Source organism: Sodalis sp. RH24, from assembly GCF_047324145.1.
Lineage (GTDB): Bacteria > Pseudomonadota > Gammaproteobacteria > Enterobacterales > Enterobacteriaceae > Acerihabitans.
This window is the reverse complement of record NZ_CP178729.1, coordinates 4,850,482-4,870,744: the sequence shown is the minus strand read 5'-3', so window position 1 is coordinate 4,870,744 and position 20,263 is coordinate 4,850,482. Positions and strand designations below refer to the sequence as shown.

Below are 20,263 nucleotides of genomic sequence, written 5' to 3'. Positions count from 1 at the left end.
CATTAATGGACTGGACGTTAATTTGTTAACGTTCGATAAGTAAATAATAGACATCTTGGCGCTGCAGATCAAGTAATATTTTATCAATCATTAACTAATTACCTAAAGTACTGTAAAGACCGGTGAATATGTTGGCATCGCCGTGTCTGTTTGTTTCCCCGGTCAGGAAACGTCATCCTTGACGCGGCCAGCCGCCTAAATAAATCACGGCGGTCCTTTACAGCGAACCGGGCGGGGGTTAAAGTTAATCAAACGTTTGACTTATTTTATTGGAGCCACCATGCCCCCTTCTCCGGCCCCCACCGCGCGCGGCGAACAGGCGAAAGCCCAGCTGATCGCCGCCGGCATTACCTTATTTGGCGAAAAAGGCCCGCAAACCGCCACCACGCGCGAAATCGCCCAGTTGTCCGGGCAAAATATCGCGGCGATTTTTTATTATTTCGGCTCCAAGGAAGGGCTGTACCTGGCGGTCGCGCAATGGATTGCGGATTTTATCGCCCAGTCCCTGCATTCACAGGCGCAACAAATTGATGCGCTGCTGGCGCAGCCGGAGGTGGATGCCGGGCAGTGCCGGCGTTATCTGCATGAGTCCCTGCTGACCATGACCGGGCTGCTGGCCCGCAGCGAAACGCTGAATCTGAGTAAAATCATCTCGCGGGAGCAGCTCTCCCCCACTGGGGCCTACGCCATTATCCACCAGCAGGCGATTGCGCCGATGCATCAGCGCATCACCCGGCTGGTGGCGGGTTTTACCGGCTGCGATCCGCTGTCGGTCGCCACCATCGTCCACACGCATGCCCTGCTGGGCGAAGTGCTGGCGTTCCGGCTGGCGCGGGAAACCATCCTGCTGCGCACCGGATGGAGCGACCTGGGCCCGGCGCAGGTTACCCAGATCAACCAGGTGCTGACACAGCATATCGATTGGTTCCTTCATGGATTGCGGGCCGAACAGGCCGGCCACACAGGCAAAAAATCATGAATAAAAAAAGTATCACCGCGGCCGTCATCGTTATCGCGCTGCTGGGCGCGGCGATCTATGGCGTCATGTACTACCACCGCCAGCAAAACCGGCCGTTGACCCTTTACGGCAATGTGGATATCCGCACCGTTAACCTTGGTTTCCGCGTCGGCGGCCGTCTGGCTCAGTTGGCGGTGGATGAAGGCGATGTGGTGCATCCCGGCCAGGTGCTGGCGAAACTGGACGATGCGCCGTATCGCAACGCCCTCGCGCAGGCCCAGGCCAATGTGGACAGCGCCAGGGCCAAACTGGATTTATCCCGCTCCGGGTATCGCAACGAAGAAATCGCCCAAGTGCGCTCGCAGATGGCGCAGTTGCAGGCCGCCTTCAATTATGCCGACAGTTTTTACCATCGCCAGCAGGGCGCCTGGGCCAAACGGGCCATTTCCGCCGACCAGCTGGAGGACGCGCTGACCGCCAGCAACCAGGCCAAGGCCAACCTGCAGGCGGCCAGGGATAAGCTGCAACAGTACCTGGCCGGCAACCGGCCGCAGGAGATCGCCTCCGCCGAAGCGGATCTCGCCCAGGCGCAGGCGGCGCGTGACCAGGCCGCCCTGGATGCAACCGATACCATGCTGGCGGCGCCCTCGGGCGGCACTATCCTGACCCGGGCGCAGGAGGTCGGCAGCATGCTTGGCGCCGGCGACACCGTATTTACCCTTTCCCTGACGCGGCCGGTGTGGGTGCGCGCCTATATCGATGAACGCAACCTCAACCAGGCGGTGCCCGGCACCCGGATTATCATTCGCGCCGACGGCCTGCCGGACAAGGCCTATCACGGTAAAATCGGCTTTGTCTCGCCGACGGCGGAGTTCACGCCTAAAAACGTGGAAACGCCGGAACTGCGCACCGATTTGGTGTATCGCCTGCGGATTATCGTCACCGATGCCGACGACCGGCTGCGCCAGGGCATGCCGGTGACCCTGGATTTCGCCGACGGCCAGGAGCCAACCGCGGCACAGCCCGCCGGCGGGAATGTTTATGCCCGCTAACCAGATTGTGCTGGATGCGCTGGAGAAACGCTTTGCGTCCCTGGCGAAACCGGCGGTGGCCAGCCTTACCATCACCCTGCAAAGCGGCGGGGTCACCGGGCTGGTCGGCCCGGACGGCGCGGGCAAGACCACGCTGCTGCGCATGCTGGCCGGCCTGCTGACGCCAAGCCAGGGCACCCTGCGCGTGGCCGGATTGGATCCGGTGGGCGACGACGCCGGCCTGCACGCCATCCTTGGCTATATGCCGCAGAAGTTCGGGCTGTATGAAGACCTGACGGTGATGGAAAACCTGACGCTGTACGCCAGCCTGCGCGGCATTACCGGCGAACAGCGCCGGCACACCTTCGAGCGCCTGCTGGCTTTTACCGCGCTGGCGCCCTTTACCACCCGGCTGGCGGGCAAGCTGTCGGGGGGAATGAAACAAAAACTCGGCCTGGCATGCACGCTGATAGGCCAGCCCAAGGTGCTGTTGCTCGACGAGCCGGGGGTCGGGGTGGATCCCATTTCCCGCCGCGAGCTGTGGCGCATGGTGCATGAACTGGCCGACGACGGCATGCTGATCCTGTGGAGCACCTCATACCTGGACGAAGCGGAACAGTGCCGCGAGGTGCTGCTGATGAACCAAGGGGAACTGATCTATAGCGGCGCGCCCAAAGCGTTGACGGCGACCATGGCGGGCCGCACGTGGCTGGCCCATGACGCCGCCGGCACCAACCGCCAGCTGCTGCGGCGCGCGCTGCGGCTGGAACAAATAGGCGACGGCGTCATCCAGGGCAAAGCCGTGCGCCTGATCCTGAAAAAAGACGCCGACCGGTCGGGCCTGGGCCGGGCGCTCGGCTTGTCCGATGCGGATATCGAGGAAACGGCGCCGCGTTTCGAGGATGCCTTTATCGATCTGCTGGGCGGCGGCCCGGCCACCCAACAGGCGCTGGCGGATATTATGCCGCAGGTAACCGGCGACCGGCATGAAACGGTGATCGAGGCCCGGGGGCTAACCAAGAGGTTCGGTGATTTTGCCGCGACCGATAACGTGGATTTCACGGTGACCCGGGGGGAAATTTTCGGCCTGCTGGGCCCGAACGGCGCCGGTAAATCCACCACTTTTAAAATGATGTGCGGCCTGCTGATCCCCACCGCGGGCCAGGCGCTGGTGCTGGGAATGGACTTGAAGACCAGCTCCGGCAAAGCCCGCCAGCGCCTGGGATATATGGCGCAAAAATTTTCGCTCTACGGTAATCTGACGGTGGCGCAGAACCTGCGGTTTTTCTCGGGCGTCTATGGATTGCACGGTAAGCGCCAGCGCCAGAAAATCGCGCAGATGAGCGAGGCGTTCGATTTCGGCCCCATTTTCAACCAGACGCCCGACGCGCTGCCGCTGGGATTTAAGCAACGCCTCGCCCTGGCATGCTCGCTGATGCACGAGCCGGATATCCTGTTCCTTGATGAGCCCACCTCCGGCGTCGACCCCCTCACCCGGCGTGAGTTCTGGCTGCATATCAACGGCATGGTGGAAAAAGGCGTCACCGTGATGGTGACCACCCATTTTATGGACGAGGCGGAATATTGCGACAGGATCGGCCTGGTGTATCACGGCAAGCTGATTGCCAGCGGCACCCCGGACGAGCTGAAACTGCAAACGGCAGACCAGGAGACGCCGAATCCCACCATGGAACAGGCGTTTATCACGCTGGTGCAGAACGTTGACAAGGACGGCGGCAATGACGCGGCATAACGCTACGCGGTTCTCCTGGCGGCGGCTGCTCGCCCTGTGCGACAAGGAAACGCGCCAGATCCTGCGCGATCCCAGCAGCGGCCTGATCGCCTTTGTCATTCCCCTGATGCTGCTGTTTATCTTCGGCTACGGCATCAACCTGGATTCCAGCCGCCTGCACGTGGGCATCCTGATGGAACAGCAGAGCGAGGATGCCCGCGACCTGGCCATGGCTTTTGCCGGCTCCCCCTATATCGCCCCGACCATCAGCGATAACCGCCGCGCGCTGGTGGCGCTGATGCAGGCGGGAAAAATCCGCGGGCTGATCGTGATCCCGGTTGATTTCGACATCAATATGGACCGGACCGGCAACAGCGCGCCCATCCAGGTGATTACCGACGGCAGCGAACCCAATACCGCCAATTTCGTGCAGGGGTATGCCCAGGGCATCTGGCAAATATGGCAGCAGCAGCGCGCCGAGGATCGGGGCCGCGCCTTTCATCAGCTGATCGACGTCAAGGTGCGCTATTGGTTCAATCCGGCGGCGGTCAGCCGGCATTTTATCATTCCCGGCGCCATCACCATTATCATGACGGTGATCGGGGCCATCCTGACCTCCCTGGTGATAGCGCGCGAGTGGGAGCGCGGCACCATGGAGGCGCTGCTCTCCACCCAGGTGACGCGAAGCGAACTGCTGCTGTCCAAGCTGCTGCCCTATTACGTGCTGGGAATGGTGGCGATGGCGCTGTGCATGGCGGTGGCGGTGTTTGTCATGGACGTGCCGTTCCGCGGTTCGCTGGCGGTGCTGTTCGGCATCAGCAGCCTGTTTCTTGCCAGCACCCTGGGGATGGGGCTGCTGATTTCCACCCTGACGCGCAACCAGTTCAACGCCGCGATGGTGGCGCTAAACGCGGCGTTCCTGCCCGCCGTGATGTTGTCGGGTTTTATTTTCCAGATAGACAGCATGCCCGCCGTGGTGCGCGCGGTGACCTATATCATCCCGGCGCGCTATTTTGTCAGCACGCTGCAAAGCCTGTTCCTGGCGGGTAATGTCGCCGGGATTTTAGTCGTGAATACCTTGTTCCTGGTGGCGTCCGCCGTGGGATTTATCGGCCTGACGGCCTGGAAAACCAAACGCAGGCTGGATTGAGGAAGGGTTATGTTCTATCGCTTATGGACGCTTATCGTCAAAGAACTGCAGTCGCTGCTGCGCGAGCCGCAAACGCGGGCGATCCTGATCATGCCGGTTATTCTGCAGGTGCTGCTGTTCCCGTTTGCCGCCACGCTTGAGGTGACCCATGCCACCATCGCCGTTTACAGCGAGGACAGCGGCCAGGCCTCGGTGGAGCTGACCCAGCGCTTCGCCAAGGCCAAAGCCTTTACCGCGGTGGTATGGCTGCGCAGCCCGCAGCAGATCCAAAGCACCCTGGATAACCAGCGCGCCCTGCTGGTGGTGCGTTTCCCGGCGCAATTCTCACGCGACCTGGCCGCCGGCATTCCAGCGCCGCTGCAGTTGCTGCTGGACGGGCGCAACTCCAACAGCGCGCAGATAGCGGCCAACTATATCCAGCAGATTATCCGCGATTACCAACTGGAGCTGACGGCGCGGCAGGTTAAACCCAATAACAGCGAACTGGTGATACGCAACTGGTATAACCCCAACCTGGATTATAAATGGTTTGTGGTGCCGTCATTGATTGCCCTGATCACCACCATCGGCGTACTGATCGTCACCTCGCTGTCGGTGGCGCGCGAGCGGGAGCAAGGGACCCTGGATCAACTGCTGGTTTCGCCGCTGACCACCTGGCAGATTTTTGTCGGCAAAGCGGTGCCGGCGCTGGTGGTGGCCAGTATCCAGGCGTCCATCGTGCTGATTATCGGCATTTTGGGGTACCGCATTCCCTTTGCCGGCTCGCTGCTGCTGTTTTACGGCACCATGCTGATCTACGGCCTGTCGCTGGTGGGGTTCGGCCTGCTGATCTCCTCGCTTTGCTCGACGCAGCAGCAGGCGTTTATCGGCGTGTTTGTGTTTATCATGCCGGCCATCCTGCTGTCGGGTTATGTCGCGCCGGTGGAGAATATGCCGTCGTGGCTGCAAACGCTGACCTGGGTAAACCCGGTGCGGCATTTTACCGATATCATTAAAGAGATTTACCTCAAGGATGCGGATTTCGCCATTATCTGGCACAGCCTGTGGCCGTTGCTGGCGATCACCGCCACCACCGGCAGCGCGGCCTACTGGATGTTCCGCCGCAAGATTGCCTGAGCGGAGCGGTAACCGGCGGCCGACGTCACCTGCGTCAGTCCTCTTCCCCAAGCAGCACAATCTTGCCGGCAAAATGGCGGTCTTCCAGACGCCGGTGCGCCCCGGCCCCGGCGCTTAAAGGGAAGGTCTCCACGGCCGGCGGCGCGATCCATCCCCGCCGCCAGGCGGAAAACAGGGCGCGGGCGCGGCTTGCGCGCTGCGCGCCGTCGCCAAGATAGGTCCAGAGATCGCCGCCGATCACCCCTTTCGACGCCATCATCAGGCTGGAAGGCGCTAAGGCGGGCGCCGCGCCGCCCGACATGCCGAATAACACCACCCTGCCGCCGGGATGCAACGCCGCAAGACTGTTCGGGAGCGTACTGCCCACGGAATCAAACACATACTTCACGCCGCCCCCCGTCGCCTCACGAACACGCTCCGCCCAGTTATCGTCATAACCGTAAGCGGCGAGGGCGCCGTTAGCCAGGCAGATACGCTGTTTATCCCGCGTCGAGGCCACGGCGTAGACCCTGGCGCCGCGCGCCTTCATCAATCGCGTCAAATGTTGCCCCACCCCGCCGGCGGCCGCCAGCACCAGCACCCGATCGTTTTCCGCCACCCTGACGCTGTCATTGATAAGGTATTGCGCCGTAAGGCCCTGCAACAATATGGCCGCCGCCGCCACATCACCGATGTCGTCGGGCAGTTTCAAGGCGCGGTCGACCGGCACGTTTACCCGGGTGGCATGGGCAAACGGCACGTCGGCAAAACCCACCCGCTGCCCGAGATGCCAGCCGGTCACCTCCGCGCCGACCGCCGTCACATAACCGACGCCCTCATACCCGCCGATATGAGGTGCGCGATCCGCCAGGGGATAGTCCCCGCGCCGGCGATAAATATCGGCAAAATTAAGTCCGGCCGCCGCCATCTTGACCTGCACGGCGCCCGCGGGCACCGCGGGGGTGGGGTGATCACCGTAAAACAACACTTCCGGCCCGCCAAACCGATTAAACATTAATGCCCGCATTCGCTTTCCTCCATGCAACACCCAGGGTAATGACCAGGAGTATTCCATGGCGGTTATATGCTATAAATAGCGATAAAATAGTTTAATAAAACACCGTGGGTTTTTAATGGACCGTTTAACCAGCATGGCGGTATTTATCCAGGTCGTGGAAAAAGGCAGCTTTGTCTTGGCCGCCGCCGAGATGAACATCTCCCCCACCATGGTCGGCAAACATATACGTTTCCTGGAAAGCCGATTGCAGGCCAGGCTGCTGGCCAGGACTACCCGTCAGCAGGGCGTAACGGAAATCGGCAGGCTGTTTTATGAACGCTGCCGCCGCCTGCTGGCGGACGCGGAGCAGGCCGAGGCGCTGACGCATCATTTATTAACCGAACCCGCCGGGAAACTGCGCATCAGCGCGCCGGTCGTCTTTGGCAATCATGTCTTGACCCCGCTGCTGACCGGGTTCATGCAGTCACACCAGGAAATAACGATTGAAGTGGTATTATCGGACCGTAAAGTGGATTTGATAGACGAGCATTTCGACGCCGTTTTCCGTATCGGCGATATCGGCAGTGATGGCGTGATTGCCCGTCGGCTGCCGGATTATACCCTGGTGCTGGCGGCCTCCCCGGATTATCTGGCCCGTTATGGCGCCCCAGCGCGTCCCGCCGACCTGAGCGGACATAACTGTTTTGGCTTCAGCCAATGGCAGGGCAATAGCCGCTGGCGGCTGACCGGCCCTGGCGGGGAGGACAGCGTGGAGGTTCACCCAAGGTTGCGCATCGACTCAGGTGAAAGCGTGCGGCAGGCGGCCCTGGCAGGCTTTGGCATCGCGATGCACGCCGAGATATTGTTGGGCAACGATATCGCCGCCGGCCGGCTGGTCCAGGTGCTGCCGGACTGGCGGGCCATCCCGCGGCCCATGCATGTGATTTCCTTGCCGGACCGCCAGCAACCACTGAAACTCGAACTGTTTATTGCCTCCCTGGTGGCCGCGCTCTGGGGGCGCACGCCGGCGAATCCGGCGGCTGCCGGCATGGAGAGCCGGCCCGGCTATCCCTAGAGCCGCCATCGGCGGCCCCTGGCCCTTATTTGCCCGTGCCGGCGGCGGATTCCACCTTCGGGCGGCCGCTGCCGCCGCCGTTATCATAGCCGGAAATGGTTTTGCCCTGCGTTTCGCGCCCGAAGCTGACCAGAATACTGATCAGAATAGCCACGGTGCCCGCCACCATGGCCATGGCCAGGCCGTAGTTATTGCCGTGCGCTTCGGCGATACGGGACTGCAGCGTGGCGTTCACCGAGGCAATCAGGTTGCCCAGCTGGTACACAAAGCCCGGCAGCACCGCCCGCGAATTGGCGGGCACCAGCTCCGTCAGGTAGGTAGGCACCACGCCCCAGGCGCCCTGCACCATAAACTGCATCAGAAACGCGCCCAGGCCTATCAGCACCGACCCGCTGGCGAACGCCCACAGCGGCAGCACCGGCAGGGCCAGCAGGGAGGCGATGATCATCGCTTTTTTACGCCCTATTTTTTCCGACAGGGAGCCGAAACAGATGCCGCCCAGCATGGCGGCGATATTGTAGCCGATGGCGATGATGCTGACGGTATGGGGAGCAAAGCCGTGCTGCACTTTCAGAAAGGTGGGATAAAGATCCTGGGTGCCGTGGCTGAAAAAGTTAAAGCAGGCCATCAGCACCACCATATAGAGGCAGAGCTTCCAATGGGCGCGGATAATGGGCAGCAGCGCCACGCTCTCCTTGCGTTCCCTGGCCGCCAGCCATACCGGCGATTCCGGCACCTTGAAGTAAATATAGGGCAGCAACAGCACCGGCAGCGCCCCGATCAGGAACATGCCGCGCCAGCCGACGCTCTCGAAAAACAGGCCGAAAATAATCGCCGCCAGCAGGTAACCGGCGGGATATCCCGCCTGGAAGATGCCCGACATCAGGCCGCGGGACCTGTCGGGGATGGTTTCCATCGCCAGTGACGAGGCCACGCCCCAGATGCCCCCCATCGCCACGCCGTATACCACCCGGAAGGCAATAAAAAGCGCCAGCGTCGGCGACCAGGCCGACAGCAATTCAAACAGCGAGAACATCAGCACGTTGATCATGAGAATCGGCCGGCGGCCATACTTCTCGGCCAGGCGGCCAAACAGCAACGCCCCCAACGGACGCACCGCCAGGGTCAGCATAATCGAGATGGAAACGCTGGCGATATCGGTTTTAAACCACGCGGCCAGATCGCTTAGCACAAATACCAGGATAAAAAAGTCGAAGGCGTCCAGCATCCAGCAGGCAAAACAGGCGAATGCCACGTTGCGCTGTGTAGGGGTCCAGTTAAACATAAGTTAGTGTCCTATCTTTGAATCGGTCACCTTTACGGTGGCACCGGAAAAAATAAGCCAGGCCTGGGTATGCCGCCGGGGGGTTCCCCGCTACCCGGATGAGAACAGAGCGGAATAATATGTTTTTAAATTGTTAACTATTTGTTTATAGCACGTAATACTCTTACTTTTATTGTGGATTTGTATCATTTATCAAGATTATGTAAACAGTCATTGCCTCGGGCGCCCCGCGCCATTCTCCATTGGCGCCTGCCCGCCGGCGGCCGCATTTTGTCCACCGTCCCGCCCCTTATTCAGCGTTATACTGCCGGTATGGCTTATTTCCGGCGCACGCTTGGCATGGCGCGGCCGGCCCGGTGATGGTAAAGAAACATGGTAAGGATTGACGATTTGGCGTTGTTTGTCCGCTCGGCGGCGCTCGGCAGCTTTTCGAACGCGGCGCGGGAGGCGGATCTGTTGCCGGCCCAGGTCAGCGCGGCGATCAAGCGCCTGGAGCGGGAGCTGAACATCCGTTTGTTTGCCCGTTCCACCCGCAGCCTGCGCCTGACGGCCGAAGGGGAGCAGTATCTGCCTTATGCCCGCGCAGCGCTGCGCAGCCTGCGCGAGGGGCAGGACCTGCTGCATCAGGAGCCGGCCGGCCTGCACGGTATGCTGCAAATCGCCGCCCCGTCCGATTTGGGACGTAACGTGCTGCTGCCCTGGATCACCCAATTTCGTCATGATCATCCCAACCTGCAGGTGCGGCTTTATTTATCCGATCAGGTGACCGATATCTTCAAGGATCCGGTGGATGTGGCCTTCCGCTACGGCATTATGGATGACGCCAGCTACGTCGCCCTGCCGCTCGCGGCGGAAAACCGGCGGGTGGTGGTGGCGTCGCCGGCGTATCTGGCGCGCCGCGGCCGGCCTTCGACCCCGGCCGATCTGGCCGGACATGATTGCCTGACGTTTGTGCTGCACGGCCGTGTGTATGATAAGTGGCGTTTTTATCCGCACGGCCAGCCGCAGGCGGTGGGCGTAAGCGGCACCCTGACCAGCGACGACGCGGAAGTGGTGCGCCGCCTGGCCATTGCCGGCGAGGGGATCGCCTATAAGTCCTGGCTGGAGGTATGCCATGACGTGCGCGCGGGCAGGCTTGAGGTGGTGCTGAAAGGCTATGGCGGCGATCGCGTGCCGTTGCATCTTATCTGCCCGCACCGTCGGCAATTTTCGCCGGCGGTACGCCAGCTGTACGAGCGGCTGAAGCTCGGATGCGGGGAACTGCAGCGGGAGTACGCCGCCCTGCTTGACGGCGCGGCGCCGGAAAATCCGGCCGCGGCCGATCCCAAAGGCCGGGAAGACGCAGCGGACGTAGCCCCGTGCCGGGACAGCTCAGCCTAGCAGGCGCGCGGCGGCGATCAGCGCCTGTCCCAGCGCCAGTCCGCCGTCGCCGGCCGGCAGCCGGGAGGGAACCAGTACCCGCAGGCCCTGCAGTTCCCGCACCAGCAGTTCGCGAAACAGCCGGTTATGCAGCACGCCGCCGGACAGGACCACCGTGTCGATGCCATGGCGCGCCGCCGCCTGCCGGGCCAGCGCGGCGAATCCCCGCGCCAGGGCCAGGTGGAAGCCATAGGCCCGTTCGGCCGGGCCGGCGCGCCAGGCCAGCCATTGACGCCAGAAGGTCGCCATATCCAGCCGGTTATCCAGCAAGGGTAGCGATACGGGCAAAGTCACCGCCGGCTCCCCTCCCTGCCCGGCGCCGCGCCACGCCAGCGCCTCCAGCCGGCAGGCCGCCTCCCCTTCCCAGCTGGTTTCGCCGGCACACACCCCGAGAGCCGCGGCCACCGCGTCAAATAACCGGCCGGTGGAAGACGCCGGCGGCGCGTTGATCCCGCGCGCCACCGCCCTGGCCAGCAGCTCGCCCGCGCCCGCGGGAATATGCCCGGCTTCCGGCAGGCCGCGCCAGTCGGGCACAAAGCGCAGCCACTGCGCCAGCAGGTTGCGCCAGGGCTGGCGCGCCGCCAGATCGCCGCCGGGCAGGGCGACGGCGGGCAGGCCGCCCAGCCACCGGGATTCGCGGTAGTCCACGAGAAGGCATTCTCCCCCCCACAGGGCGCCGCCCTCATGCCCGCTGTCCGCCAGGCCGTCCCCGCGCCTGTCGTCATCCGGCGGTATGTCCCGCGTCGGAATGTCGTGCCGGCGCGCGCCGCCGTAGCCCAGTCCGTCCATGGCCAGGCCGATTACCGGCCCGCCGTCGAGCGGCCAGCCGTGTTCACCCAGGCAGGCTGCCAGATGGGCGTGATGATGCAGGATGGTTAGGCAGGGTAAGCCGCGTTCGGTCGCCAGCGCCGCGCCCCAGCGCCGGCTGAGGTAGCCGGGATGGGCGTCCACCGCCACCGCCCGCGGCGTAAAATCCCAGATGGCGTGAAACAGCGCCAGCGCCTGCTGCCGCTGGCGCTGGATGCCTTCATCCGCCAGATCGCCCAGATGCTGGCTGAGCACCGCCTGTCCGTCGCGCAGCAGGCAGAAGGTGTTTTTTAAATCCGCCCCCATGGCCAGTATGGCCGGCGCCAGGGCAAATCCGGGAGGCAGCGCGATGGCGTCGGGCACATAGCCGCGGGAACGGCGCAGCATCTCCACCCCCCCGGCGCTGAGGCGCACCAGGGAATCATCGGCGCGCTGGACGATATCGCGATCGTGTAATAGCCAGGCGTCGGCGATGGCGGCCAGCTCATCCAGCGCCTGGCGGTTATCCAGCGCCGGCGGCCGGCCGTTAAGATTGCCGGAGGTCATGACCAGCGGCCGTCCGGCGCGACGCAGCAACAGATGTTGCAGCGGACTGGCCGGCAGCATCACGCCGATTTCATGCAAGCCGGGCGCAATACCGGCGCACAGCGCCAGCGGCGCCTGCGCGCCTATCGCACCGGGCGCCGGGGCGCCGCCGTCACCGGACGCCCGATCGGCCGGCGCGCCGGCAGCGGAGGCGGCAAGCCCGGGGGCAACGTCCGCGCCGTAGGCGACCGCCGTCGCACAGGGCGGCAACGGCACCAGCACAATGGGCGCGGCGGCGGATTGCAGCAACGCCACCAGCGCCGGGTCGGCATGCCCGAGGCAGCGGCGCAGCCAGTCGCTGTCCGGCATCATCACCGCCAGCGGTTTGGATGGCCGCCGTTTACGCGCGCGCAGCCGCGCCACCGCCGCCGGGTTGGTGGCGTCGCAGGCCAGGTGAAAACCGCCCAAGCCTTTCACCGCCACGATTTCCCCGGCCAGCAGCCTGCGCGCCGCCTCGGTAATGGCGTCATCGGCAGCCGCCAGCCGCCCGCCATGGCGGTCCGCCAGCCAGGCCTGCGGCCCGCAGGCGGGACAGGCGTTCGGCTGGGCATGAAAACGCCGGTCGGCGGGGTTGTGGTATTCAGCCAGGCAATCAGGGCATTGGGGAAACGCAGCCATGGCGGTATTGGGCCGATCGTAGGGCATGCGGCGGATCAGGGTAAAACGCGGCCCGCAGTGGGTGCAGTTGATAAAAGGATAGCCGAAACGGCGATTGGCGGGATCAAACAGCTCGGCCAGGCAGTCGCCGCAGGTGGCCGCGTCCGGCACCACCTGGGTTTTCATCGCGCCGCCGCGGCTTTCGATAATGGTAAACGACGACGGCGGGCGCGCCCACTGCCAGGGCAGGATATCGATTTCGTCGATGGTCGCAAGCGTAGGGCAATCCCGGCGCAGCTGGGCGATAAACCGCCCGGTATCGTGGCCCCACAGGCGCACCTCTACGCCGTCGGCGTTATTGCCGACGTCGCCGGTCAATCCCAGGCGGTGGGCCACCTGCCAGACCGTGGGCCGAAACCCCACCCCCTGGACCTTGCCGGTGATGCGTAACAATACGCCGTTGTGCGCCATCGTCTTCTCCGCTAGCAAATCCTCGGCAGGGGTTCGTCATGGGGCAGATCGAGCAAACGGCTAACGCCGTACAGCCCGCGCAGCCGGACCTGTTTATCCCCGGTCACCTCGCCGATGACCGCGGCGTCGCGTCCCAGCGGGTGCGCGCGCAGCGCCCGCAGCACCTGCTGCTCCGCCGCCGCGTCCACTATCAGCACCAGCTTGCCTTCATTGGCGAAATTCAGCGGCTCCAGCCCCAGCAGTTCGCACAGTCCGCGCACCGTGGTTTTTACCGGCAGCGCCGCCTCGTTAATGCTCATGCCGCACAGGCTGCCGCGGGCGAACTCATGCAGGATGGCGGTCACGCCGCCGCGCGTGGCGTCGCGCAGGGTACGCACGCCGCCGATATCGCGCAGGGCGGCGATAAGCGGCGCCAGCACCGCGCAGTCGCTGACCAGATCCGCCTCCATGCCGAGGTGCTCGCGCAGGTTAAGGATCGTGGCGCCGTGATCCCCCAGCGTACCGCTGACCAGGATGCGATCGCCGGCGCGGATACGGGACGCGCCCCAGTCGATGCCGGTCGGGATCACGCCCAGCCCGGCGGTATTGATAAACAATTTATCCACCGCGCCGCGCGGCACCACTTTGGTGTCGCCGGTCACAATCTGGATGCCGGCGTCGCGGGCGGTGGCGGCCATCGACCGCACCACCCGTTCCAGGATCTCCAGCGGCAGTCCTTCCTCAAGGATAAAACCGCAGGAAAGCCAGCGCGGGGTGGCGCCGCTGACCGCCAGATCGTTGGCGGTGCCGCACACCGCCAGCTTGCCGATATCGCCGCCGGGGAAAAACAGCGGGTCGACCACATAGCTGTCGGTGGTAAAGGCCAGCCGGTCGCCCAGGGCGGTCATTTCGCTCAGCTGCAAGCGGGCCTGGTCTTCCCCGGTGCACAGCAGCGGGTTGTCGAAGGCGCTGAGGAATACTCCGCTTATCAGCGCCTGCATGGCGCCGCCGCCGTTGCCGTGCGCCAGCGTAATCTGTTTGTTCATGCCTCACTCCGACGATATTGATACCAGGCGGCGCAAGCCCCCTCCGATGAAACCATCAGCGCGCCGAAGGCGTTTTCCGGCGTGCAGACGCCGCCGAACAGCGGGCAGTCCGCCGGCTTGCAGCGCCCGGTCAGCACCGCGCCGCAGCGGGCGCGCGGGTCATCCGCCACGGGTTGCTGGGCGGGATGGAACCGCAGCTCCGCGTCAAACGCCATCCAGTCCGGACGCAGGCTGACGCGGGAATCGTCGATAACCCCCAGGCCGCGCCATTCGCTGGCGCCCGCGGTAATGAACACCTCGTCCATGGCGCGCTGCGCCAGGCCGTTACCCTGCCCCGGCACCACGCGCCGGTATTGGTTTTCCACCGTGCAGCGCCCCGCGGCGTACTGTTCGATCAGCATCAGCAGGCCCTGCAGGATGTCCCCCGGTTCGAAGCCGGTGACCACCACCGGCTTATGGCAAACATCGCTGATATAAGCAAAAGGCTGTTCGCCTATCACCATGCTGACATGGCCGGGGGCGATAAAACCGTCGATGCGCACATCCGGCTGCGCCAGCAGGCTTTTCAGCGTCGGCATCAGGGTGATGTGCTGGCAGAACAGGAAAAAGTTCTCCACGCCGTCGGCGCGCGCCTGCTGCAGGGTGACGGCGCTGGCGGGCATGGTGGTTTCAAACCCGATGCCGAAAAACACCACCTGCCGGTCGGGGTTCGCCCGGGCAATGTCCAGCGCGTCAAGAGGCGACCAGACCATACGCACGTCGGCGCCCCGCTGGCGGGCGGTCAGCAGCGACCCGTTGCGGCCGGGCACGCGCATGGCGTCGCCGAAGGTGCAAAAAATCACCCCGGGCCGCTGGGCGATTTCCAGGCAGGCGTCGATGCGCCCCGCCGGCAGCACACAAACCGGACAGCCCGGACCGTGAATAAATTCCAGCGACGGCGGCAGTAATTTATCGAGACCAAATTTAAAAATGGCATGGGTATGGCCGCCGCACACTTCCATGATCTGCAGGGGGCGCGCCGGCGTATAGCCGGTAAAAGGCATGCGCTCGGCGATGCGGGTGACCAGGCCGCGCACCAGCTCGGGCTGGCGGTATTCGTCAACGAACCGCATCAGGCTCACCTCCGCGCAGGAAATAACCGACGTCGGGCTCCACCTCGCCCATGGCCTGAAGCGCCTCCAGGGTTTCCCGCGCCTCATGCTCGTCGAGCAGGCTCATGGCAAACCCGACATGCACCAGGATCCATTGACCCGGCAACGCGGCCATGGCGGCCTCGTCGGCGCAAACCAGCCGCACGTTAACCCGGCGTCTAACACCGCACACATCGACCCAGGCGTTGCCCGGGCTGTCGTTATCCAGCGCCATCACCTGGCCGGGAATGCCTATGCACATGACTGTGCCTCCGCGTCCGCCGCTGTCCGGCCGCCGGCCAGCTGATCCGTCAGCCAGCCCAGCCAGGCGTCCATGCCCGCGCCGGTGGTGGCCGACACCATCAGCACCGCAATCGCCGGATTCACCCGGCGGGCATTGGCGATACAGATATCGACGTCAAACGTCACCCAGGGCAGCAAATCGGTTTTATTGAGGATCATTAGCCCGGCGGCGGCGAACATATGGGGATATTTCAGCGGCTTGTCCTCTCCTTCGGTGACCGACAGCACCACCACTTTCAACCGCTCGCCCAGATCAAAACCGGCCGGGCACACCAGGTTGCCGACGTTTTCGATAAACAGCAGGCTGCTCTCCGGCGGCGCCAGCCGTTGGGCGGCGTCATGGATCATTTGCGCGTCGAGATGACAGCCTTTGCCGGTATTGACCTGAATGGCCGGGACGCCGGTGGCGCGGATGCGGTCGGCGTCATTGGTGGTTTGCTGATCGCCTTCGATCACCGCGCAGCTGACCCGGTCCCGCAGCCGCAGCAGCGTTTCGGTCAGCAGGGTGGTCTTACCCGATCCGGGGCTGGAAACCAGGTTCAGCGCCAGGATATTCATCGCCTGGAAATGCGCCCGGTTGCGTGCCGCCAGCCGGTTGTTTTTATCCAGCACGTCAATCTCGATTTCCACCATGCGGCGCTGGCTAAGACCTGTCGCATGGGTACCCGCCGGGCCCTGGCCGTAATCAAGATCCCCCTGGGGGCCTGACTGCGGAATAAACGCCGAACCGCCGGTATCCCCGGCGGGATAAGCGGCACGTCCGGCGCCGCTGCCGGCATTTCCGTCGCGATCCATAACGCGCCCGGCGGCCGGCGGCGGCATGTGCCCCGGCGCCACGCTGTAGTAATGATTATGCACGTCGCCGTGATAGTGATGATGGATTATCGTCGCAGGCGCGGCGGCGGTCAGGCTGATGCGGCGCGGCGAAGCGGCGTGGGCGGCGTCATGATGGCTGTGGCCATGGTCATGATGAGGGTGATCGTGATCGGCATGGCTATGGTCATGATGAGCGTGGTCGTGATCGGCATGGCTGTGGTGATGATGAGAGTGGCGATCATCATCACCCTCGATATGACGTTCGCCTTCGGCACAACCGCAGGTACTGCACATGGCAAGTCTCCTAACATCGTGAATAGGCCCAGTATAACGTTACGCCACTTCCAGTCGTTTGATCTGGATGTGGTCATGGGCGTCTGTTTGCAGCTGATGCCCGCCGCACAGCGGACAGACCAGCAGCGGCGCGTCGGGCAGCATGACGTGGCGCAGGCAGCGCCCGCACCAGGCCTCGGCCGGCTGCTGCTCGAGATGCAGCACGCATCCCTCGGCCGCGGTGCCCCGGCACACCATATCGAAACAAAAATGCAGGGATTCCGCCTCCACGCAGGAGAAGGCGCCGATGGACAGCCAAACGCCGGTTACGCGCCGCGCGCCGTTTAACCGCGCCTGCTGCTCCAGGATTTCCAGCGTGTTCTGCGCCAGTGTTAATTCATGCATTAATGGCTCCGCTTAAGGTCGGGTGAGCGCCCGGTCAAGACTTCGCGCGCGACGCTGGCCGCGGCCAGGCCGGGGCGGCGGTCCCGCGGGCGTTTCCGGACGCGGGGACCGTGGCAGTGCTTATCATGCGCATGCAAGGGGGATGCCAGGTCTGGCGCGCCGGCACGAATAATTTAAACTTAAAAATCAAAGGACTGACGCCAGCCCCGGCGGCGCTGTTCCCTTCACGGCCCCCGGCGCCGGCACGTCGTCACTTATGACGACACTCCCGCGGCCGCCGGGGTCGACACTTATGACGATATTACCCTCGCCCGCGCCTTTTTTCCTTGATCACCCTCCCACCGATGCCCGCGCCACGGGCCTTGCCGGCTATAACCCTACTGCTGGCATGGAATATGCTTTAGTCGCGGGCATCGATTAAGCATGCAGCCTGACTGTCATCCGTTTCTCCTGGAGGAGAGGGTTATGAACCGCTTTGTTATCGCGGAACCACAGCTTTGCATTGGCTGTAACACCTGTATGGCCGCTTGTACCCAGGTGCATAAGGCCGTGGGGTTGCAGTCGCACCCCCGGCTTTACGTAACCCGTACCGGCGAGCATACCGCGCCGTTGCTGTGCCGCCATTGTGAAGACGCGCCCTGCGCCCGCGTCTGCCCCGTCAACGCCATAACCCATGGTCCTGACGCCATCGAGCTCAATGAAAGCCTGTGCATCGGCTGCAAACTGTGCGGACTGGCCTGTCCCTTCGGCGCCATCACGCCCTCCGGCAGTACGCCGGTGAATATCCCCACGTTGTTCGAGAATTTTATTCCCTCGCGGCAACTGGCCGATGTGCCGGAAAGCCCGCAGAACATGAATCCGTTCCTGGCCTGGAACGCCGGGGTCCGGAGCGTGGCGGTGAAATGCGACCTGTGCGATTTCCATCCCGACGGCCCGCAGTGCGTCAAGGTCTGCCCGACCGACGCGCTGGTGCTGGTGGATGACGGCGCGGTGGAACAGGCCAGCCGGCGCAGGCGCAACTATGCGGCGCGCTGGCTGTCGTCGGATCTGGATTTTCTTTCCCCCCCTACACCGGAGCAGGAATAAACATGGGCCCCTTTCAATTACTCAGCGGTTCGCTCGGGTTGTACGTTATCGGCGGCATCCTGTCGCTGTTGCTGGCGCGCCGGGAAGCGCTGGCGATATGGGTCGCCGGTCTGACGGCGATGGCCGGCGGGGTACTGGGCGGACTTGCCGCCGTCCCGGTATTGCTGAGCGGCGAGACGCTGACCTGGGCCTCCGCCGGCCCCTTTCCCTTTGCCGCCTTCAGCGTGCGCCTGGACGGGCTGGCGGCCTTTATGCTGCTGGTGATTTCGCTGCTGGTGACGGTGTGCGCCCTCTACTCCATCGCTTATGTACGCGAATATATCGGCCGCGGCGCGGCGGCGATGGGCTTCTTTATGAACCTGTTTATCGCCTCGATGGCCACGCTTGTGGTGATGGACAACGCCTTCTGGTTCATCATCTTCTTCGAAATGATGTCGCTGGCGTCCTGGTTCCTGGTGATTGCCGATCAGGACGAAGAATCCGTTAACGCCGGGCTGCTGTACTTCTTTATCGCCCACGCCGGGTCGGTACTGATCATGGTGTCGTTCTTCCTGATGTGGCGCCAGAGCGGCAGCCTGGAGTTTGCGTCGTTCCGCGGGCTGTCGCTGTCGCCCGCCGGCGCCTCGGCGGTGTTCCTGCTGGCGTTTTTCGGTTTCGGCGCCAAGGCCGGCATGCTGCCGCTGCACAGCTGGCTGCCGCGCGCGCATCCCGCCGCGCCGTCGCACGCCTCGGCGCTGATGTCCGGCGTCATGGTGAAAATCGGCATTTTCGGCATTATCAAGGTCGGCATCGACCTGCTGGGCGCCAGCCAGCTGTGGTGGGGCATCCTGGTATTGGCCTTCGGCGCGGTGTCCTCGGTGCTCGGGGTGCTGTACGCGCTGGCGGAGCATGATATCAAGCGCCTGCTGGCGTGGCATACGGTGGAAAACATCGGCATCATCCTGATGGGGGTGGGCGTCGGCATGGTGGGCATTGCCGCCCATCATCCGGTGCTGGCCGCGCTCGGGCTGCTCGGCGCGCTGTATCATTTGCTTAACCACGCGGTCTTCAAAGGACTGCTGTTCCTCGGCGCCGGCGCCATTATCTGGCGCGTGCACAGCCGCGATATGGAAAAAATGGGGGGCCTTGGCCGCCTGATGCCCCTTACCGCGATGGCGTTTCTTATCGGCTGTATGGCCATCTCCGCGCTGCCGCCGCTCAACGGTTTTGTCAGCGAGTGGTACACCTATCAATCCCTGTTCACCATGAGCCATGACGGCGGCTTTATCATGCGCCTGAGCGGACCCGTGGCGATGGTGATGCTGGCCATTACCGGCGCGCTGGCGGCGATGTGCTTTGTCAAGGTCTACGGCATCAGCTTTTGCGGCGCGGCCAGGAGCGATAAAGCCGCCCAGGCCCGCGAGGTGCCCTGGCAGATGACCACGGCCATGCTGCTGCTGGCGCTGTCGTGCGTGCTGCTTGGCGCCGGCGCGTCCCTGGTGGCCCCGGTGCTGGCGAACGTCGCCGCCGGGCTGAGCCATACCCATGATTTTACCGTGGTCCAGGGGACGCTGCTGGTGCCGCAGCAGGCCGGCCAGGCCATGATGTCGCCGCTGATGATGTTTATCCTGCTGCTGGCCCTGCCGCTGATCCCGCTGGCGATTTACCTGCTGCGCAAAGGCGCCCAGCCGGGCTATCGCCGCGGCGGCGATCCCTGGGCCTGCGGTTATGCCTGGGAACCGCTGATGGCCATGTCGGCCGGCAGCTTTACCCAGCCGCTGCGCGTGATGTTCGCCACCCTTTACGGGCTCAGGCGCCGGCTCGACCCGTCGCCCCGGCTTAAACAGGCGCTGGAGTACGCCACGCTCGGCGCGGGCCGCGTCGAACCCTTCTGGGATGAGGATATCATCAACCCCTTGGTACGTATCACCCAGCGCCTGGGCGCGCGGGTCCAGGTCTTGCAGGGCGGGGATTTCCGCATTTACTGCCTGTACGTGGTCGCCGCGCTGGTCATCCTGCTGCTTGTCACCGCCCTCTGAGGAGA

At 63.8% G+C, this 20,263-nt stretch carries 18 protein-coding genes; 10 read left to right on the top strand and 8 right to left on the bottom strand.

All coding sequences use genetic code 11. The annotated features are described in order from the left end of the window. The first annotated feature begins 280 nt into the window (after window positions 1-280). Genes cecR through ACL2XG_RS22050 form a run of 5 tightly spaced genes read left to right on the top strand, consistent with a single transcriptional unit; the run spans window position 281 to window position 5,987 of the window. Window positions 281-979, top strand: a complete 699-nt coding sequence (gene cecR / locus ACL2XG_RS22070; protein WP_410013887.1) for a transcriptional regulator CecR — start codon at window positions 281-283, stop codon at window positions 977-979. Continuing rightward, the gene (gene hlyD / locus ACL2XG_RS22065; protein WP_410013886.1) at window positions 976-2,010 is read left to right on the top strand and encodes a secretion protein HlyD; all 1,035 of its coding nucleotides are present in this window, start codon (window positions 976-978) and stop codon (window positions 2,008-2,010) included. Before cecR ends, hlyD begins: the two co-directional genes overlap by 4 nt. After that, a complete protein-coding gene (locus ACL2XG_RS22060) occupies window positions 2,000-3,742 on the top strand; it encodes an ATP-binding cassette domain-containing protein (RefSeq protein WP_413721248.1) in 1,743 nt (580 codons plus the stop codon). The genes hlyD and ACL2XG_RS22060 overlap by 11 nt, the downstream gene beginning before the upstream one ends. Then, window positions 3,729-4,871 (top strand): ABC transporter permease, encoded by a 1,143-nt coding sequence (locus ACL2XG_RS22055; RefSeq protein ID WP_413721249.1) that lies wholly within the window; start codon window positions 3,729-3,731, stop codon window positions 4,869-4,871. The genes ACL2XG_RS22060 and ACL2XG_RS22055 overlap by 14 nt, the downstream gene beginning before the upstream one ends. A 9-nt stretch (window positions 4,872-4,880) precedes the next feature. Beyond that, window positions 4,881-5,987: an ABC transporter permease gene (locus ACL2XG_RS22050; RefSeq protein ID WP_410013883.1), complete on the top strand. Its 1,107-nt coding sequence runs from the start codon at window positions 4,881-4,883 to the stop codon at window positions 5,985-5,987. 34 nt (window positions 5,988-6,021) lie between these two features. Here ACL2XG_RS22050 and ACL2XG_RS22045 read toward each other — a convergent pair whose 3' ends face one another. Beyond that, complete coding sequence (locus ACL2XG_RS22045; protein ID WP_413721250.1) at window positions 6,022-6,981, bottom strand: quinone oxidoreductase family protein; 960 nt, start codon at window positions 6,979-6,981, stop codon at window positions 6,022-6,024. A 118-nt stretch (window positions 6,982-7,099) separates the two neighbouring features. Here ACL2XG_RS22045 and ACL2XG_RS22040 point away from each other — a divergent pair, with 118 nt between their 5' ends. After that, window positions 7,100-8,038, top strand: a complete 939-nt coding sequence (locus tag ACL2XG_RS22040) for a LysR family transcriptional regulator (RefSeq protein WP_413721251.1) — start codon at window positions 7,100-7,102, stop codon at window positions 8,036-8,038. A 25-nt stretch (window positions 8,039-8,063) separates the two neighbouring features. Here the strand turns inward: ACL2XG_RS22040 and ACL2XG_RS22035 are convergent, their stop codons facing one another. Further along, complete coding sequence (locus ACL2XG_RS22035; RefSeq protein WP_413721252.1) at window positions 8,064-9,323, bottom strand: MFS transporter; 1,260 nt, start codon at window positions 9,321-9,323, stop codon at window positions 8,064-8,066. Window positions 9,324-9,695: 372 nt separating this feature from the next. Between ACL2XG_RS22035 and ACL2XG_RS22030 the strand changes: the two genes are divergently transcribed. After that, a complete protein-coding gene (locus tag ACL2XG_RS22030; RefSeq protein ID WP_413721253.1) occupies window positions 9,696-10,703 on the top strand; it encodes a LysR family transcriptional regulator in 1,008 nt (335 codons plus the stop codon). Here ACL2XG_RS22030 and ACL2XG_RS22025 read toward each other — a convergent pair. From ACL2XG_RS22025 to hypA, 6 genes are read right to left on the bottom strand one after another with little or no spacing between them, the layout of a single operon-like run. Beyond that, entirely contained in the window at window positions 10,695-13,202 is a 2,508-nt protein-coding gene (locus tag ACL2XG_RS22025) for a carbamoyltransferase HypF (protein ID WP_413721254.1), read from the bottom strand. The genes ACL2XG_RS22030 and ACL2XG_RS22025 overlap by 9 nt on opposite strands. A gap of 11 nt (window positions 13,203-13,213) precedes the next feature. Then, window positions 13,214-14,227, bottom strand: a complete 1,014-nt coding sequence (hypE, locus tag ACL2XG_RS22020; RefSeq protein ID WP_410013877.1) for a hydrogenase expression/formation protein HypE — start codon at window positions 14,225-14,227, stop codon at window positions 13,214-13,216. Beyond that, window positions 14,224-15,339, bottom strand: a complete 1,116-nt coding sequence (hypD, locus tag ACL2XG_RS22015) for a hydrogenase formation protein HypD (protein ID WP_413721255.1) — start codon at window positions 15,337-15,339, stop codon at window positions 14,224-14,226. The genes hypE and hypD overlap by 4 nt, the downstream gene beginning before the upstream one ends. Then, a complete protein-coding gene (gene hypC / locus ACL2XG_RS22010; RefSeq protein WP_413721256.1) occupies window positions 15,326-15,619 on the bottom strand; it encodes a HypC/HybG/HupF family hydrogenase formation chaperone in 294 nt (97 codons plus the stop codon). The genes hypD and hypC overlap by 14 nt, the downstream gene beginning before the upstream one ends. Next, the gene (gene hypB, locus ACL2XG_RS22005) at window positions 15,610-16,770 is read right to left on the bottom strand and encodes a hydrogenase nickel incorporation protein HypB (protein WP_413721257.1); all 1,161 of its coding nucleotides are present in this window, start codon (window positions 16,768-16,770) and stop codon (window positions 15,610-15,612) included. The genes hypC and hypB overlap by 10 nt, the downstream gene beginning before the upstream one ends. A gap of 39 nt (window positions 16,771-16,809) precedes the next feature. Further along, a complete protein-coding gene (hypA, locus tag ACL2XG_RS22000; RefSeq protein ID WP_410013873.1) occupies window positions 16,810-17,154 on the bottom strand; it encodes a hydrogenase maturation nickel metallochaperone HypA in 345 nt (114 codons plus the stop codon). A 292-nt stretch (window positions 17,155-17,446) separates the two neighbouring features. On the opposite strand from hypA, the gene ACL2XG_RS21995 reads away from it, so the two are divergent. The 3 genes from ACL2XG_RS21995 to hyfB are packed head-to-tail and all read left to right on the top strand — an operon-like array spanning window position 17,447 to window position 20,258. Next, entirely contained in the window at window positions 17,447-17,575 is a 129-nt protein-coding gene (locus ACL2XG_RS21995) for a hypothetical protein (protein ID WP_410013872.1), read from the top strand. A 44-nt stretch (window positions 17,576-17,619) separates the two neighbouring features. Further along, a complete protein-coding gene (locus ACL2XG_RS21990; RefSeq protein WP_410013871.1) occupies window positions 17,620-18,240 on the top strand; it encodes a 4Fe-4S dicluster domain-containing protein in 621 nt (206 codons plus the stop codon). A 2-nt stretch (window positions 18,241-18,242) separates the two neighbouring features. Continuing rightward, window positions 18,243-20,258 carry a hydrogenase 4 subunit B gene (gene hyfB / locus ACL2XG_RS21985; protein WP_413721258.1) on the top strand — a complete coding sequence of 672 codons (2,016 nt, stop codon included), beginning with the start codon at window positions 18,243-18,245 and terminating at the stop codon, window positions 20,256-20,258. Window positions 20,259-20,263 lie beyond the last annotated feature (5 nt).